Below are 16,270 nucleotides of genomic sequence, written 5' to 3'. Positions count from 1 at the left end.
CAAGTGTTTGTAAGAATAAGTGAATACGAAACCAGATGTATGATGCGTTGCTTCGCAAAGTATTTTATAAAAAGCCAGAATATTTCTTCAATCCATGGTTGATAAATTTTGTATTTTATGAGGTTATTTACCTCACTAAAGCATACGCTTTTGCTGTTGCTTATAAAAGCAATATCCACCCCTCATGCCATCGCAATTTGAAACAGAGATTAGAGGGCTATTAAAATCCTTAGCTTCAGCTTTTGTATACCAAATTAGAAAAAATATTACCTAATGTTTGATTTATTCTTGAAACGCAAATACAATCTAATTTAGGAAGAATATCAAAGCATAAAGAAATCAATCATTAATCTACCATTATTCTTTAATGAAAGCATACCATTGATGTATCAGGTAAAATAGAACGCCCAAAAACACTATGGCTGTTGCTCCTTCATAGCATTTTTTAAAAAAGATATCTCTCAATGCACACAATTCTATTTCACAATGTTGCCCTGTAGAACGTATAAAAAATCCCTGTGAAGTACATAAAATCCTTTTTGCGCCACTATGTGAATGCTTAAACAAATGACAAATCAACACCATCATTTTACTTGCCATGTTCTAATGTTGAAACAGGCCTTGATGCTTGAGATGATTCATTAGAAGTATTTTTAATAATTTTTATCCACCTACTAATCCGCTTGTGACAAGTAAACGCACATTTTTAATTAATTCAATACAAAAATAAAATGAATTATTCATATAAATCAATTTTTTATCTTCATAATCACATTATTTTTTAGTTTAAATGACAGTCACAAACAAGTACAATAACATTTTTTAATTTTAGACTTTCAAATTTATAATTCCAAAAATTATTTCTTGCATATAAAAAACAGTATCGACATGTGAGAAAATAAAAAGCGTAAATATCTCTACTGAACAGCCTCAAGCACCAAAAGCTGTCTCAACATTGGGGGCTGGTAAGGATGTATGATGATGCTCGGCTTCTTCTTTTATAAACGTAAAGATGGGGATGTACACAATGGCTTTATCGTTACACTATTTACGATCACCGTTGCGAATTGGGCTTGGGAGTTTATAAGAGCGGTCTTTTTAAAACAAGCAAGTAAATATACAACAGCAGTAGTGTTTTGTTTTAGGTGTTCTATTTTACCTGATACATCAGAGAAATGCTTTCGTTAAAAAATGAGAAAAATAAAGATGTGAGGTAATCTCCATTATTTAAAAGATATTGCTTTAGATGCCTTTAAAAGGCGTAAGGCTGAATTTAAAAATAATGGTAGAGACGGGAACTTGTTTTCATCTTTAAAATTTCATCTTCTTCTCAAATTAGATTGTCTTCTTGTTTTAAAGAATTACACAAACAGAGATATGCAATATCCCTGCCCCTATCTAAATACAAAAGCTGCTACACGCGGCAAATAATATTGGAAATTGGATAATAGCAATGATATTTCTAGCTTATAGTTACATAAATAAGATACTTCTATCTAATGAGTCTTGTATTATTCTGTTTGCAAATATTATTATGAGATGAGTTTAAGAGAAAATCAAACTATCTTGTTCATTACATTACATAAACATGTGTAAATGGAATCGATAATTTACTTTCAAAGAGACAGCTCTTAGACAAAAGCCAAAACTTTCATATTTAGCTATGTTTCATAAAGAATTACATTATGTAAATCTATAATTTGCTGGAATATGACTGTCTTATACAAGCATCAATACAATCTATTTTATATTTCTATCATAGCATGTTTCTATTTTTTACAATTGGAATTATTTAAAAACACAGGATATCATTGTACTTCATCCTTGAGGGTACGGCTTAGTAATGTGTTCGCCGCTTCAGTTATGTTTTTACCACAATAGAGAATTTGATAAACTTGTTCTACGATGGGCATTTCTACTCCAATACGTTGCGCCAACGTATGCACTTCCTTGGTATTTAAGTATCCTTCTACAACCTGACCAATTTGTTTTTCCGCTTCTTTTATATCTATTCCTTTACCAAGAAGTATTCCAAAACGGCGATTACGCGACTGATTATCAGTACATGTCAAAACCAGATCACCTAAGCCTGTCATTCCCATAAATGTGGAAATCTCAGCACCCATAGCCCCCCCTAAACGACTGATTTCAGCCAGTCCTCGTGTTATGAGAGCTATTCGTGCATTTGCCCCAAACCCCATGCCATCTGATATTCCTGCACCAATAGCAATAACATTTTTAACGGCTCCCCCTAATTGAACACCAATCATATCTGAACTTTTATAAACTCTAAAACTTTTGTCACAATGAAAAAGTTGCTGCAATTCTTTACCAAACTCAACATCAGAAGCTGCTATCGTCATTGCAGTAGGCCAACCAATAGCTAGTTCTTGAGCAAAAGTTGGTCCAGAAAAAACAGCTAAAGGAATTTTTTCACCTAAAATCTCACGTGCAACCTCTTGTAAAAAACGTCCGGTACCATGTTCTAAACCTTTTGTTGCCCAAATAACGCGTGAATGCTGATCTAAATAAGGCTGAATATTATACAAAACTTGATGAAATACATGGCTTGGAACAGCGATTAATATATTGTGACTTGCTGCTATTGCAGTTTCAAGCGAAGCTTCAAGTAATAAATTTTCAGGGAATTGAATATCGGGTAAATATACTTGATTACAACGTTGTTCCTGTAATTCTTTGATATGTTGAGGATTATATCCCCAAAGTAAAACATTATGACCATTACGAGCAAGAGCAATGGCTAATGCAGTACCAAAAGAACCAGCACCAATAATTGTCATTGCAACGGTTTTCATTAAGTTTTCTGATTATTCTTTAAGTTTTTGATTTCAAATGCATATTATTATTTATAAATAACTTTAATGCTATCTTTAATATAAATCCTGTAAATCATAAAAACATTACTGCTTCGTAGCTTTTATCTCACACAACATAAAAACTTGTTTTTCACATTCTCTTTCTTGTAGTAAATTGTATAAATATCACTTTTTGTATATTCTACAAAGAGCTATTTGTCTCAAAAATTAAAGCTTGACTTAATACCCCTGGATTTCTCTTTTAAAATAAAAGTACATTCAAAATCATGATACTCATTTCACTGATGTCTTGTACTTACCCCCTCTTTAATATCCTACGAATTCCTTGTAAGAGCTGATACATGCCGCATCAGCTCCACAGATATTTCTAATAACTACTCCATAGGAGACTGCGCATTTTGGTCTTGCCCCATGGGCATTTCCGAACCAGGAACTTGATCTACAGAAGTTTGCGTACTTAGCCCCTGCCCCATGGGCATTTCTGAGCTCTGTATCTTTTCTGACTGTTTTCTTACGGATATATCTTTGTTTGATAACTGCTCAGATATTGAAGAATTATCTCTACTTGATACTTCCGGTTCAATAACACGTCCTGAGCCACCCATCATATTATAATTCAAATGAGAAATAGCCCACCAAGTTCCCCCAATAATAACAAAAACGCAAATAGCAGCAAACCACAACGCGCTTAAATTCCACTTGGCATCTGGACCAGAATTCAAGTGCAAAAAGAAAACAATTTGTACTATAATTTGAATAATCGCCATCCCAATAAGATACGCAACCTTTGTACTAACTGCCCAACTCTCCATCATCCCATACATCACAGGAATAAAAGAACCCAAAGTGAAAAATACAGCCAGAATAAAGCCAACCAAATAGGAACCAGTACTGGGACCATGTGTTTCATTTTGCACGCTCATCACAACGCTCCTAATAGATAAACCATGGTGAAAACACCAACCCATACAATATCAAGTAAATGCCAAAAAATGGAAAGGCATGCTAAACGTGTTTTATTGTTCTGATCCAAGCCATTACGACGAAGATGAAAAAACATCACAACCATCCAAAGAAGACCAACACTTACGTGAAGTCCATGGGTGCCAACCAAAGCAAAAAATGCTGACCAATAAGCAGAGAGAATCTCCCGTCCAAAAAGCTGTAAACCTGTTGCAGGATCAATACCAGCATAAGCATTTGGATCGTAATAAAAGACCTCACCCAAAAGTTCATGAAATTCGTAAAGTTCCATCCCAATGAAGCAACACCCAAATACAAAGGTAATAGCCATCCATAAACGCACACCACTGATGTTATTTTTATGTGCTTGCACCATTGTAAAACCATAAGTGACGGATGAAAACAACAAGAAAGCGGTCTCAACCAAAACAAATTTTAAATCAATAAACTCATTGCCCGCCTTACCACCACCATAAGAAGCAGAAAAAACAGCAAAACTTGAAAAAAGTGTCGAAAACAGGATCAAATCTGAAAGAATATAGATCCAAAAACCAAACGTCATTACCGAACTATTATCATGGTGATGTTCATCCACAGCACTCACATTATTCATTGTTACTGCACTCATACTGTCACTCCTTGTTCTTTAAGAACAGCTGTAAAGGCATCTTCAGTTTTTTGTACTTCTTCAACTGGAATATAATAACCATGATGGTCACCTGTTAATGAATGACACACAAGCGTTGCAATAAAACCAATCAAGCCGACCGCAACAAGCCACCAAATATGCCAGACAAGCGCAAAACCAACAACTAATGAGAAGAATCCCGCAATAATTCCAGCCGATGTATTCGATGGCATATGAATTTTTGTAAATCCACTGGTAGGACGTTGATAATCACTTTTCTTCATATTCCAATAAGCGTCATCAGACTGTATTTTCGGAACTATTGCAAAGTTGTAAGAAGGAGGCGGTGAAGAGATAGACCATTCAAGGGTCCGTGCATCACCCCAAGAATCATTTAATGTTACAGGTAAACGTCCCTTATGTTTGATACCGTACCAAATCGCCAAAACAACTTGCAGTACAAAACAAAGGATACCAAGCAAAATAATAAAAGCACCCAATGCAGCAATCATAAACATCGGTTGCCAACTAGGTTCCATGTAATGCTGGAGACGACGCGTCCCACCCATTAAACCAAGTGCATACACTGGGAAAAAGGCAAGGTAAAAACCAATGAACCAACACCAAAAAGATGCAATACCCAATGCCCGATTTGGTTTATAACCAAAAACTTTTGGAAACCAAAATGCAATCCCTGCTAAGTACGCAAAAACGACACCCCCAATAATTGTATGATGGAAATGCGCCACCAAAAACAACGAATTATGAAACTGCCAATCAGCAGGCACAATAGATAATAAAACCCCGGTTAACCCACCACCAACAAATGTAAAAATCATTCCCATGCACCAAAGCATTGGAGGCTCAAAGCGAATCCGCCCCTTATACATAGTTAGCAGCCAATTAAAGACTTTTACACCTGTTGGAACGGCAATAATCATTGTCGCAATACCAAAGAAAGTATTCACAGCTTCACCGCCACCCATTGTGAAGAAATGATGTCCCCAAACAAGAAGCGAAAGAATCAAAATAACCAACATGGCCCATATCATCGAAGTGTAACCAAAGAGGCGTTTTGAAGAAAAAGTTGATACAACCTCAGAAACAATTCCAAAAGCAGGAACAACCAAAACATAAACCTCAGGATGACCAAAAACCCAAACATAGTTAATCCATACCATTGGATTTCCGCCACCAACATTAGAAAAGAAATTCATGCCCAAATAACGATCGCATGCCAAGAGTGCAAATGCTACAGTTAAGACAGGGTAAATAACTAAAATAAGAACATTGCTAACAAAAGCGCTCCAACAAAAAACAGGCATTCTCATCATCGTCATCCCAGGAGCACGCATTTTAATCAAAGTCGCAACGAAATTGACCGCCCCCATTGTTGTCGCTATACCAGAAAGTTGAAGCGACCATAAATAATAGTCTACCCCTGTATCTGGACTCGTTTGCAATTCTGTAAAAGGTGGATACATCAACCAACCACCACGACCAAAATTCCCAACACCTAGGGATATGTTAATCAATATTGCCCCTGCAGCCGTAATCCAAAAACCTAGATTATTTGCAAAGGGAAAAGCAACATCACGCGCACCAATTTGAAGCGGTATAAGATAATTAAAAAGACCAAATAAAATAGGCGTCGCCATGAAAAAAATCATGATAGTGCCATGCGCCGAAAAAATTTGATCAAAATGGTCAGGGGGCAAATAACCTGCAGTTTCACTCCCAAGAGCTAACGCTTGATGTGTTCGCATCATAAGTGCGTCCGCAAAACCGCGAACAAGCATAATAATTCCAAGAACGATGTACATAATGCCTATGCGTTTATGGTCAACAGTTGTAATCCAATTTCGCCATAAAATCCCCCACCACCCAAGTGCTGTTAGAGCAACAACAGCAATTAAACCAACCAAAACAATCGCAATACACGTATATAAAACGATCGGCTCATGTGCAAGTGCGTGAAAAGCACCTGCCGTAGGATCTGTAAGTCTTCCAAACATTTCTCAACCCATTTCAAATGAAATTCAAGTTTAAAAGAAACCTTATATTAAAAGGGCTCTTTCTTTACTGACCCTTTAAATAACATCAGGATCAAATACTGAACATAATGCACCCCATAGTGTCTGAGCAGCAGCACGCTTCATTAAATCCTCATTACATACCGTATTTTCATCGACACATCGATTAACAACACGATAGTAAAGCCGCTTCTCAACAGGTGCAAAATAACGAACTTCAGCATCTTTTTCCTTCGCAGCAATATCACCCATACGAGGCGCAATAGAAAGTTGACGATAAGATGCACGATCAAGTACTCGACCATTAGCCCGAGCTTTTACAATCCAATCCTCAAAGTCCTGCAAAGACACAGAATGCCACTTAAACCGCATACTCGAAAAACCATCACCGCTGTAATTTGCTGAGGTTCCTTTGAATACTCCTTGCTCTTCAGCGACCAAATGCAACTTAGCATTCATCTGCGGCATAGCGTAAAGAACTGTACCCAATTTGGGGACCCAAAAAGCGTTGACAGAATTCTCTGACGTCAATTGCAATAAAACTTGACGTCCTTCAGGCGCATAAATCTCATTAATCGATGCAACACCATATTCAGGATAAATAAAAAGCCATTTCCAATCAAGAGAAACAGCATCAATCTGTAATGGTTTTCCTTCACCTACAACTTCCACTGGAAGAGGATTTGTAGGCTCCAGCTTATAAGTATAATAAGCTGTTAATGAACCTAAAACCATTACAATTACAACCGGAATACCCCACATCAATGCTTCAATTTTATTTGAATGCGCCCAATCAGGAGAATAGTCCGCTTTCATATTCGATGCACGATATTTTATGGCTAAAAATACCACACTCACCATAACTGGGATGACAACACAAAGCATCACCACTACACAAATAACTATCAAAATGAGCTGTTGACGTGCAACATAACCTGATGGCTGTATAACATCAATTTTACAGCCAGACAAAAGCAGTGCTCCCCCTAAAATCACAAGCATTTCTAATTGTCTAACAAAGCTTTTCATCTTTATTTACCCCCGTCATATGCACTAAAAATTGTCATAAATATATACCTTACATTGTACAGATTTGAAAATAATTATCAAGTGAATTCAATGCCTATATTACTCTTATCAAACGCTTACTCTTTAACCTATCATAATTTAATTGTTTTGCTGAATTGTTTTGCAATATATTCAAGTGCAAACCAATATCCATCACCTCCACACCCAATTATGATAGCGTCTACACCTGCAGATGTATAAGAATGGTGGCGAAAAGCTTCACGCTGATAAATATGAGATAAATGAACTTCTACTTTCGGCCCTGCAAACATTTTTAGGGCATCAAGAAGTGCAACAGATGTATGACTGTAAGCCGCTGGGTTAATGATCAATCCAGAACTTACCTCTATTGCTTCTTGTATCCATGCTACTAATTGCCCTTCACAGTTACTTTGATAAAAATTTATTATAATATCATTTTTTTTTGCCCATTCTCTGCATCTTTTTTCAATATCTTCTAGAGTTTCAGTTCCATAAATTTCTGGCTCACGTTGACCTAGAAAATTTAAATTAGGACCATTTAAAATCGTTATCATCTCAGACATAGCAAGCCTTTTCTTTCAGACCTATCACTTATTAAAAAAATATTTAGCATGTTTTTACGGCAATAAAGCTCCATCCTTAATCTCAAAGAATTCTGCGCGTCCTTTTAAGTCATCAAATAAAAGACGATCTGTTCCTGTCATAAATGTTTGTACAGCTAAATCATCAAGAATATCAAATAAAGCAGCACGCCGATGCGAATCAAGATGAGCAGCCATTTCATCAAGAAGAAGAATGGGGGCTTTTTCCGACATCATACCTGTTAGACGTGCATGACACAAAACTAAACCTGTCAACAGCGCTTTTTGTTCACCTGTTGAACAAGATGTTGCTTCTATATTTTTATCAGCATAAAAAACCTGCAAATCTGCACGATGTGGTCCTTCTAACGTCCGACCAGCAGCACGGTCCATTGCGCGATTACGCCGTAAGCGATCACAAAATTGCTCTTCAACTTCAGTTGCTGATATTTCACTAAGAGCTGTTTCCAAAAAACCATCAATTTGCAAAAAAGCTCGTGGAAAAGGTATTTGTGATGGCATTTGTGTAAACATGTCATTTAAAAGACGAATAACATCAACACGCGCCGCAGAAATAGCTGTCGCCAATTCTGCCATCTGCTTTTCTAAAGCATCAAACCAAGCGCAATCTTCATTTCCATCTAAAAACAAACGATTACGTGCGCGCATAGCTCTATCATAATCGGCTATGCGACGCCTATGCAAGGGATCAATCGCCAAAACCATACGATCCAAAAAACTACGGCGCTCAAGCGAAGGACCTGTAAAAAGACCATCCATAGACGGTGTTAGGACACTAATATGACAATAATCTGTTAGGCAATCACCAGACTCATTCACACCATTAATATGGACCTTTCGGCTGTTATCGCTAACCTCCAAAGCTGTACCAATCTTTACTTCACCATAAAGAGCGCATTCAAGATGCGCAAATACAACAAATCCTCCACCGCCACCATCTACAAAGCTAACGTCAGAATAAGCAGCACGTCGCAAACCACGACCAGGAGAAAGAAAAGATAACGCCTCTAAAAGATTCGTCTTACCAGCACCGTTATGGCCAGTAAAAACCACATGCTGACCAGAAAAATGAATATTGAAAAAAGAATAATTGCGATAACGTAAAAGCTTCAGCTGCCTCACTGCCACTTTGTGTACATGACTGGCCATGCATTGCAAAACAATTGCCCCTAAACGCGAATAGGCATCAGTACATAGAGTACATCCGCATCATCATTATCACGAATCAGAGCTGGTGCTCCAGCCTCAGCCAACATAAAAACCATCTCATCGCTTGAAAGCTGCCCAGCAATATCCAAAAGATAACGTGAATTAAACCCTATCTCAAGCGGTTCAGATGTATAAGTTACTGATAATTTATCTTCTGCACTTCCCGAATCTGGGCTATTAACAACAAGCCTTAACTGTCCATGCTCAATCGTTAATTTAACTGCACGCCCCCGATCACTTGAAATTGTTGAAACACGATCAACTGCAGAAGAAAAGTCCTGCCTATTAACAATTAATTCTTTATCATTTCCGAGAGGGATAACACGTTGATAATCTGGAAATGTTCCATCAATTAATTTTGATGTAAAAATCACAGAACCTACAGAAAAACGAATCTTTGTCTCTGAAAGCTCTACACATACATCGCTATCATTTTCTTCTGAAAGAAGTTTTTGCAATTCTCCTACAGCTTTACGGGGAACAATAACACCGGGCATTCCCTCAACTCCTGAAGGAGCTTCCATCTCAACTTGTGCCAAACGATGACCATCAGTTGCAACCAAACGCAATTTCAAAACACCATCATTAATAACATGTAAATAAATACCATTAAGGTAATAACGGGTTTCTTCAGTAGAAATAGCAAATTGCGTACAATCAAGTAAACGTTTTAAGCTTGATGCCGATAGAGAAAAACGATAACCAAACTGCCCAGGAAGCGACTCTGGAAAATCTGCCTTCGGAAGACATTGAAGCTGAAAATGTGCACAACCCGAAACAACGGACATTCTGCCTTCTTGATTCTCATCGACGGATAATACAACTTCATTGCTATCAGGAAGTTTTCGAATGATATCATAGAGCAAATGTGCCGGAACAGTTGTTGCTCCAGCTTGTTTAACATTAACTGCAAAAGATTCCGTAACCTCTAAATCAAGATCTGTTGCTTTTAACTGCACACGATCATTTTCTGCATCAATCAGTACATTCGATAAAATAGGAACTGTATTGCGGCGCTCTACCACACGATGAACCCGACCAAGAGACTTGAGAAATTGACTGCGATCAACTGTAATACGCATAAAAGCCCCATATGATTTACTAAAAACTATAAGAATTCCTTAGAATTAAAAACAGATCCTCTTTAAAGAATCGCCTGCTAGAGTTTATTAAACCTCTCTTAAAATGGCAAGTCACTCCTGCATAAGAAAAAACCAATCTTCTCATTAAATTCTTTAAAGTTTCTCCAAAGAAAGAAACGATAAACACTATACAGCCTGTTCTCCAATCAATCGCTTAAGCAATTCAAGTTCCTTAGCTAAGGTCTGATCGCCACAAACCAAATCTTCAATTTTACGCACAGCGTGTAAAACTGTTGTATGATCACGCCCACCAAAACGGCGCCCAATTTCTGGCAATGAGCGAGGAGTTAATACTTTTGCTAAATACATCGCAACTTGCCGTGGCTTCACAACCGTACGCGTTCGACGATTAGATAACAGGTCCTGTTTAGAAACATTATAATGGCGTGCTACCGTACGCTGAATTTCTTCAATCCGGATGCGCTTAGGTTCACCAGGACGTGTCAAATGACCTAATAACTCATCAATCCGCTCTAAAGATAAATCAGACTCAAAAGATTGACGAAACAAGAGCTGATTAAATGCACCTTCAATATCACGCCCCGACCCTAAAACCGTTTTCGCAATATATTCCAAGATATCATCAGAAATTGATACCATGCCATCATCTTGTTGCGCCACCTTCAATCGCTGGCGCAACATTTGCAAACGCATTTCATAGTCTGGTGCCTCAATTTCAAGGGCTACCCCTCCCTGAAGACGAGAGCGAACGCGAAGATCAAGCGATTCTAATTCTGCTGGTGGACGATCTGCAGCGACAACAACTTGTTTTGCACTATCAAGTAACATATTAAGCAAATGGCAAAATTCATGTTGTATCGACTTACCCTGCAAAAACTGCATATCATCAATAATCAAAAGGTCGATATCACGAAGCTGTTCTTTAAAAGAAAGAGCATCATTATCACGAATAGCTGTTGCAAAACGCCACATAAAATATTCAGCAGTTAAATAAATAACGCGCGCAGACGTTAAACGCTTCAATGCAGAAGCAGCAATCGCTTGAAGCAAATGTGTTTTTCCTAAACCAACAGATGCGTGAATAAAAAGAGGATTAAAACGCAAAGCACTTTTATGCCTCTCCGCAATTGAACGCGCAGCTGCTAAAGCAACACGATTAGAAGCCCCCTCAACAAAACTTTCAAAAGTATAGCGAGAATCAAGTGGAGATCCAAAAACTCCTGTTTGAGAACTCTTAACTGAATGCTCTACACAACTTTCAACAAAAGATGAAGTCGCCTGCTCCTCTAGCACAGCAGAAGAAACACTTCTTTTACAAACGACATCTCTTGAAACGCGTTCCATACCACGAACAATAACTTCAACACGAAGAATTGCTGAATTCTCTTGTTTCCATAAATGAGTCAAAAGAGAACCATAGTGATTATTAATCCATGAACGTAAAAAAGCTGTAGGAACAGAAAGCTTTACAAGAGTATGACTATATTCAGCAAGCTTCACACGTCCAAACCAACTGGTATAAGCCTCAACACCAACCTGTACCTTTAATTGCGCCATAACACGTATAAAAGCCGCCGCACTCTCCTCCTCTGAAACAATAGAATGCCCTACAGAAGCATTTCTACAAACGTCCTCATCACTCTTCGTCATCCTATTCTTTATTATGTTCTCTGCTGACAGGATATTCACCGAAACCCTTTTAAAGGAACTAGCTTTAGAGTTCAATTTATCCACCATCTTCCATCCTGATAAAAATAAAATTTTGCCCTGCCGAACAGCTAAAATAAATCTAGCGAAGGCAAAACGCCCTACCCCAAATAAGATTACTCACCCTCCCCTAGGATAGCCTCATAACAACCCCACTAACAAAGATGACCAATAAGATTTACTTGCACTCATGATATGGCCCACTCTTCTAAAATGGTAAACATATCCATTAAGAAAACTAAAAAACCCTCAGAAAACCTCTCCAACCCAAAAGCTTCGAAAAGCCCAAATCAAAACATCTTGTATTCAACAAAATATAGAATAATACGCCGATGTGACCCCTTCATGCTTTTTAGTCTTCATAAGAACCATACAAAACAGCAGAGGTAAAATGCAAGAGGTCAAAATAAAATCAAAAAAAACCGAAAAAAATGCTTATATCAATGAGAACTGACAACAATATTGATTCAATTCATTTTTTTTCTCTAAATTTACCAATAATTAAAGAATCTCTTCAGATTAAAAAAAAAAAATAAAATGCTTGACAAAAAAGACTCTGTAAAAATCCACAAAGCTTGTGGATAACCATACTCCCCCTATAAACTTTCTCTCCTTTTTCAAGAGGAGAATCATTATCGATTCTTATTTTCAATAGAAACTTTTTGAAATAATAAACAAAAAGCCAGCATCCTCATGGATACTGGCTTTATTCTCAATAAAGGAGAAAAATCTTAAACGCTGAGAGCCTTCAAACGTTTAGCTAAACGCGATACTTTCCTCGCAGCAGCATTTTTATGAAAAACCCCTTTAGATACCGCACGCATAATTTCAGGCTCAAAATTCTTAAATGCAACCTCCGCAGATGCCTTATCGCCACCCGCTAAAGCATCATCAAACTTACGTATAAAGGTACGAACGCGTGAACGGCGGGCCCTATTAACCTGTGTGCGCGCCGCAACCTTGCGCACTGCTTTTCGAGCAGAAGGTGTATTCGCCATAAATATAATCTCTCTTTCAACACCTTGGTAAAATGAGTCTAAAAAACAATTCTACCAATATAAATAAACCCAACCCAAGCAAAACTATAAAGCTGCCTATAACTCATGTAGCTTATAGCGCAATCCCAAAGCTAACGTCAATTAGATTTTCAAAGATAGTCATAAAAAAACGAAGCCAAACTCTTTGATCCGCAACTTTATAGCTTAATAATAGATATTCCTCAACAAACAAAAGAATTTAAACGGCTAACTTACGCAAGACATATTGCAAAATTCCCCCATGATGCAAATAATCTAGCTCATCTTCAGTATCAATACGGCATAATAACGGAACGGTTTTTATCGTACCATCAGAAAAAGTAATTATCGCTACTGTCTTTTGACGAGGCTTCAAGTTATGAATTCCTTCAATTGTCACCTTTTCATCTCCCTTTAAGCCTAAAGATTTCCAACTTACACCCTCCTCAAAGACAAAGGGAACAATGCCCATACCAACAAGATTAGAGCGATGAATCCTTTCAAAAGACTGCACAATCACTGCTTTTATACCAAGAAGATTGGTACCTTTGGCTGCCCAATCGCGAGATGATCCATTGCCATATTCAATACCAGCAAAAACAACGAGTGGAATACCTTCTTGTTTATACGCCATTGCTGCATCGTAAATGGCTTGTTCTACCGCTGACGGATAATGAACCGTATAACCTCCTTCTCGACCATTTTCCCCTAACATGAAATTACGAATGCGAATATTGGCGAAGGTCCCACGGACCATAACTTCATGATTCCCACGACGCGTTCCATACTGATTAAAATCGGTCACTTTAACACCATGATCCATTAAATATTTTCCGGCAGGAGAAGCTGCTTTAATAGAACCAGCAGGAGAAATATGATCCGTCGTGATTTTATCACCAAATAAACCTAAAATCCGTGCATCTTTAATATCTGGTAAGATATCAGGTGTTTTTTGCATATCATCGAAATAAGGTGGATTGCGGACATAGGTGGATTGCTCATCCCAAGAATAGGTAGAACCCGTAGGAATCTGAACTTTTTGCCAATTTTCATCTCCCTTAAAAACATCTGCATACTTTTCGGCAAAAACCTTACGCGTGACATTTTTTTCGATAACCTCCTGTATCTCTTGAGAAGTTGGCCAAATATCTCTCAAATAAATAGGTTGACCATTTAAATCTTCACCAAGAGGCTCCTTGGTTAAATCTTTACACACCGTCCCCATGAGCGCATGTGCAACAACTAACGGTGGTGAAGCTAAATAATTCGCTTGCACATCAGGGGAAACACGTCCTTCAAAATTACGATTTCCTGAAAGAACTGCAGATGCAATTATACCATTGTCATTAATCGTTTTGGAAATAGCTGGATGCAAAGGACCAGAATTCCCAATACATGTTGTGCACCCAAATCCTACTAAATTAAATCCTAATGCATCTAAATCTTTTTGCAGACCCGAATTTTGAAGATAAGCTTCAACGACTTGTGAACCAGGTGCAAGAGAAGTTTTTACCCATGGTTTGCTCTTGAGACCTTTTGCCACAGCATTTCGTGCCAAAAGACCCGCCGCAATAAGAACACTTGGATTCGATGTATTCGTACACGACGTAATCGCAGCGATCACTACATCACCGTGACCAAGCGTATATTCTTCACCCTCGACCTGATAACGCTTATCTTGTCCAGAAGTCTTCTTATAGTCTTCGACCAATGCCTTCTCAAAACCCTGCCCAACATTTTCCAATGCAATACGTCCTTCAGGACGTTTAGGACCAGCCATAGAAGGGACAATAGTTCCCATATCTAATTCAATTGTATCACTGAAAATGGGATGAGCCACCATCTCGTCATGCCACATCCCTTGTGCTTTGGTGTAAGCCTCTACTAAGGCAATCCGATTTTCATCACGTCCTGTCATATTGAGATAACGCACTGTCTCCTTATCAATTGGGAAAAAACCACACGTTGCTCCATATTCAGGTGCCATATTTCCAATCGTTGCCCGGTCAGCAAGCGTCATCTGCTCCAAACCAGGACCAAAAAACTCAACAAATTTACCGACAACACCCTTCTGGCGTAGCATTTGAGTCACCGTCAATACGAGATCAGTAGCTGTTACACCTTCTTTAAGTTTACCTGTTAGACGAAAACCAATCACTTCAGGTAACAACATAGAAACAGGTTGGCCTAACATTGCTGCTTCTGCTTCAATACCACCAACACCCCAACCTAAAACCCCTAAACCATTTACCATAGTCGTATGCGAATCAGTTCCTACACAGGTGTCAGGATAAACCGTCTCACACCCCTCTTCATTCTTCATCCATACACATTGTGCTAAATATTCTAGGTTAACCTGATGACAAATCCCTGTTCCTGGAGGAACAACGCGAAAATTTTGAAAGGCTTGCTGGCCCCATTTAAGGAAACGATAGCGTTCACCATTGCGTTCATATTCATGCTCAACGTTTTCCTTAAAAGCCATGGAATTACCAAAAGCATCAACAATAACTGAGTGATCAATGATGAGATCAACAGGAATGAGAGGATTTATTTTTTCTGCGTTACCGCCAAGTTTAACCATAGCATCACGCATTGCAGAAAGATCAACAACTGCTGGAACACCTGTAAAATCCTGCATAAGAACACGCGCAGGACGGTAAGCAATTTCTGCCCCGGCGCTCCCTTTGTCGTTTAACCACTTAGCAACATTGAAGATATCTTCTTTTTTAACTGTGCGGCCATCTTCAAATCGCAATAAATTTTCGAGAATAACTTTCATCGAAAACGGTAAACGAGAAACACCTTCAAGTCCTTTCTTCTCCGCTTCGATCAAGCTATAATAAATATATTCTTTGCCACCAACATTTAATACTCTGCGACAATTAAAGCTATCAATTTGAGTCATGACTGTCCACCCTCATACTATAACCGCCCAATTTCCAGGAATGAACAACACAAACTACGAATCAAGATCGCAGCTTGAGCGCAAACGGAATTACCTCCACTATCCATTTCCCCCTCCACCCTCTCATAGGCAAATGCGGAAATCAGCGCCAGAAACCATTCTACACCAGATATTGATGTAAGGTGTCCCTTATAGAACTATTTCTAGAACTATT

General features: G+C 38.3%; 11 protein-coding genes. All 11 read right to left on the bottom strand.

Annotated elements, in window-relative coordinates; genetic code table 11:
* Positions 1 to 1,808: 1,808 nt before the first annotated feature.
* Positions 1,809 to 2,816 (bottom strand): NAD(P)H-dependent glycerol-3-phosphate dehydrogenase, encoded by a 1,008-nt coding sequence (gpsA, locus tag QHG57_RS02535; RefSeq protein ID WP_330169401.1) that lies wholly within the window; start codon positions 2,814 to 2,816, stop codon positions 1,809 to 1,811.
* Positions 2,817 to 3,211: 395 nt separating this feature from the next.
* Complete coding sequence (cyoD, locus tag QHG57_RS02530) at positions 3,212 to 3,760, bottom strand: cytochrome o ubiquinol oxidase subunit IV (protein WP_330168508.1); 549 nt, start codon at positions 3,758 to 3,760, stop codon at positions 3,212 to 3,214.
* Complete coding sequence (locus QHG57_RS02525; protein ID WP_330169400.1) at positions 3,760 to 4,428, bottom strand: cytochrome (ubi)quinol oxidase subunit III; 669 nt, start codon at positions 4,426 to 4,428, stop codon at positions 3,760 to 3,762. Before QHG57_RS02525 ends, cyoD begins: the two co-directional genes overlap by 1 nt.
* Entirely contained in the window at positions 4,425 to 6,443 is a 2,019-nt protein-coding gene (cyoB, locus tag QHG57_RS02520; RefSeq protein ID WP_330169399.1) for a cytochrome o ubiquinol oxidase subunit I, read from the bottom strand. Before cyoB ends, QHG57_RS02525 begins: the two co-directional genes overlap by 4 nt.
* 75 nt (positions 6,444 to 6,518) lie before the next feature.
* Complete coding sequence (cyoA, locus tag QHG57_RS02515; protein ID WP_330168505.1) at positions 6,519 to 7,490, bottom strand: ubiquinol oxidase subunit II; 972 nt, start codon at positions 7,488 to 7,490, stop codon at positions 6,519 to 6,521.
* Positions 7,491 to 7,621: 131 nt separating this feature from the next.
* Positions 7,622 to 8,074, bottom strand: coding sequence for a type II 3-dehydroquinate dehydratase (gene aroQ, locus QHG57_RS02510; RefSeq protein ID WP_330168504.1), 453 nt, complete (start codon positions 8,072 to 8,074; stop codon positions 7,622 to 7,624).
* 54 nt (positions 8,075 to 8,128) lie between these two features.
* Positions 8,129 to 9,262: a DNA replication/repair protein RecF gene (gene recF / locus QHG57_RS02505; RefSeq protein WP_330168503.1), complete on the bottom strand. Its 1,134-nt coding sequence runs from the start codon at positions 9,260 to 9,262 to the stop codon at positions 8,129 to 8,131.
* A gap of 20 nt (positions 9,263 to 9,282) precedes the next feature.
* Positions 9,283 to 10,404 (bottom strand): DNA polymerase III subunit beta, encoded by a 1,122-nt coding sequence (gene dnaN, locus QHG57_RS02500; RefSeq protein WP_330168502.1) that lies wholly within the window; start codon positions 10,402 to 10,404, stop codon positions 9,283 to 9,285.
* 186 nt (positions 10,405 to 10,590) lie between these two features.
* Positions 10,591 to 12,162: a chromosomal replication initiator protein DnaA gene (dnaA, locus tag QHG57_RS02495; protein ID WP_330168501.1), complete on the bottom strand. Its 1,572-nt coding sequence runs from the start codon at positions 12,160 to 12,162 to the stop codon at positions 10,591 to 10,593.
* 701 nt (positions 12,163 to 12,863) lie between these two features.
* Complete coding sequence (gene rpsT, locus QHG57_RS02490; protein ID WP_330168500.1) at positions 12,864 to 13,130, bottom strand: 30S ribosomal protein S20; 267 nt, start codon at positions 13,128 to 13,130, stop codon at positions 12,864 to 12,866.
* Between the two features lie 238 nt (positions 13,131 to 13,368).
* Complete coding sequence (acnA, locus tag QHG57_RS02485; RefSeq protein ID WP_330169398.1) at positions 13,369 to 16,056, bottom strand: aconitate hydratase AcnA; 2,688 nt, start codon at positions 16,054 to 16,056, stop codon at positions 13,369 to 13,371.
* Positions 16,057 to 16,270: the final 214 nt, after the last annotated feature.

Origin of the sequence: Bartonella grahamii subsp. shimonis (genome assembly GCF_036327415.1) — a bacterium.
Classification (GTDB): domain Bacteria; phylum Pseudomonadota; class Alphaproteobacteria; order Rhizobiales; family Rhizobiaceae; genus Bartonella; species Bartonella shimonis.
Note: the sequence above shows the minus strand (reverse complement) of the source record. Positions and strands in the feature narration are given on the sequence as shown.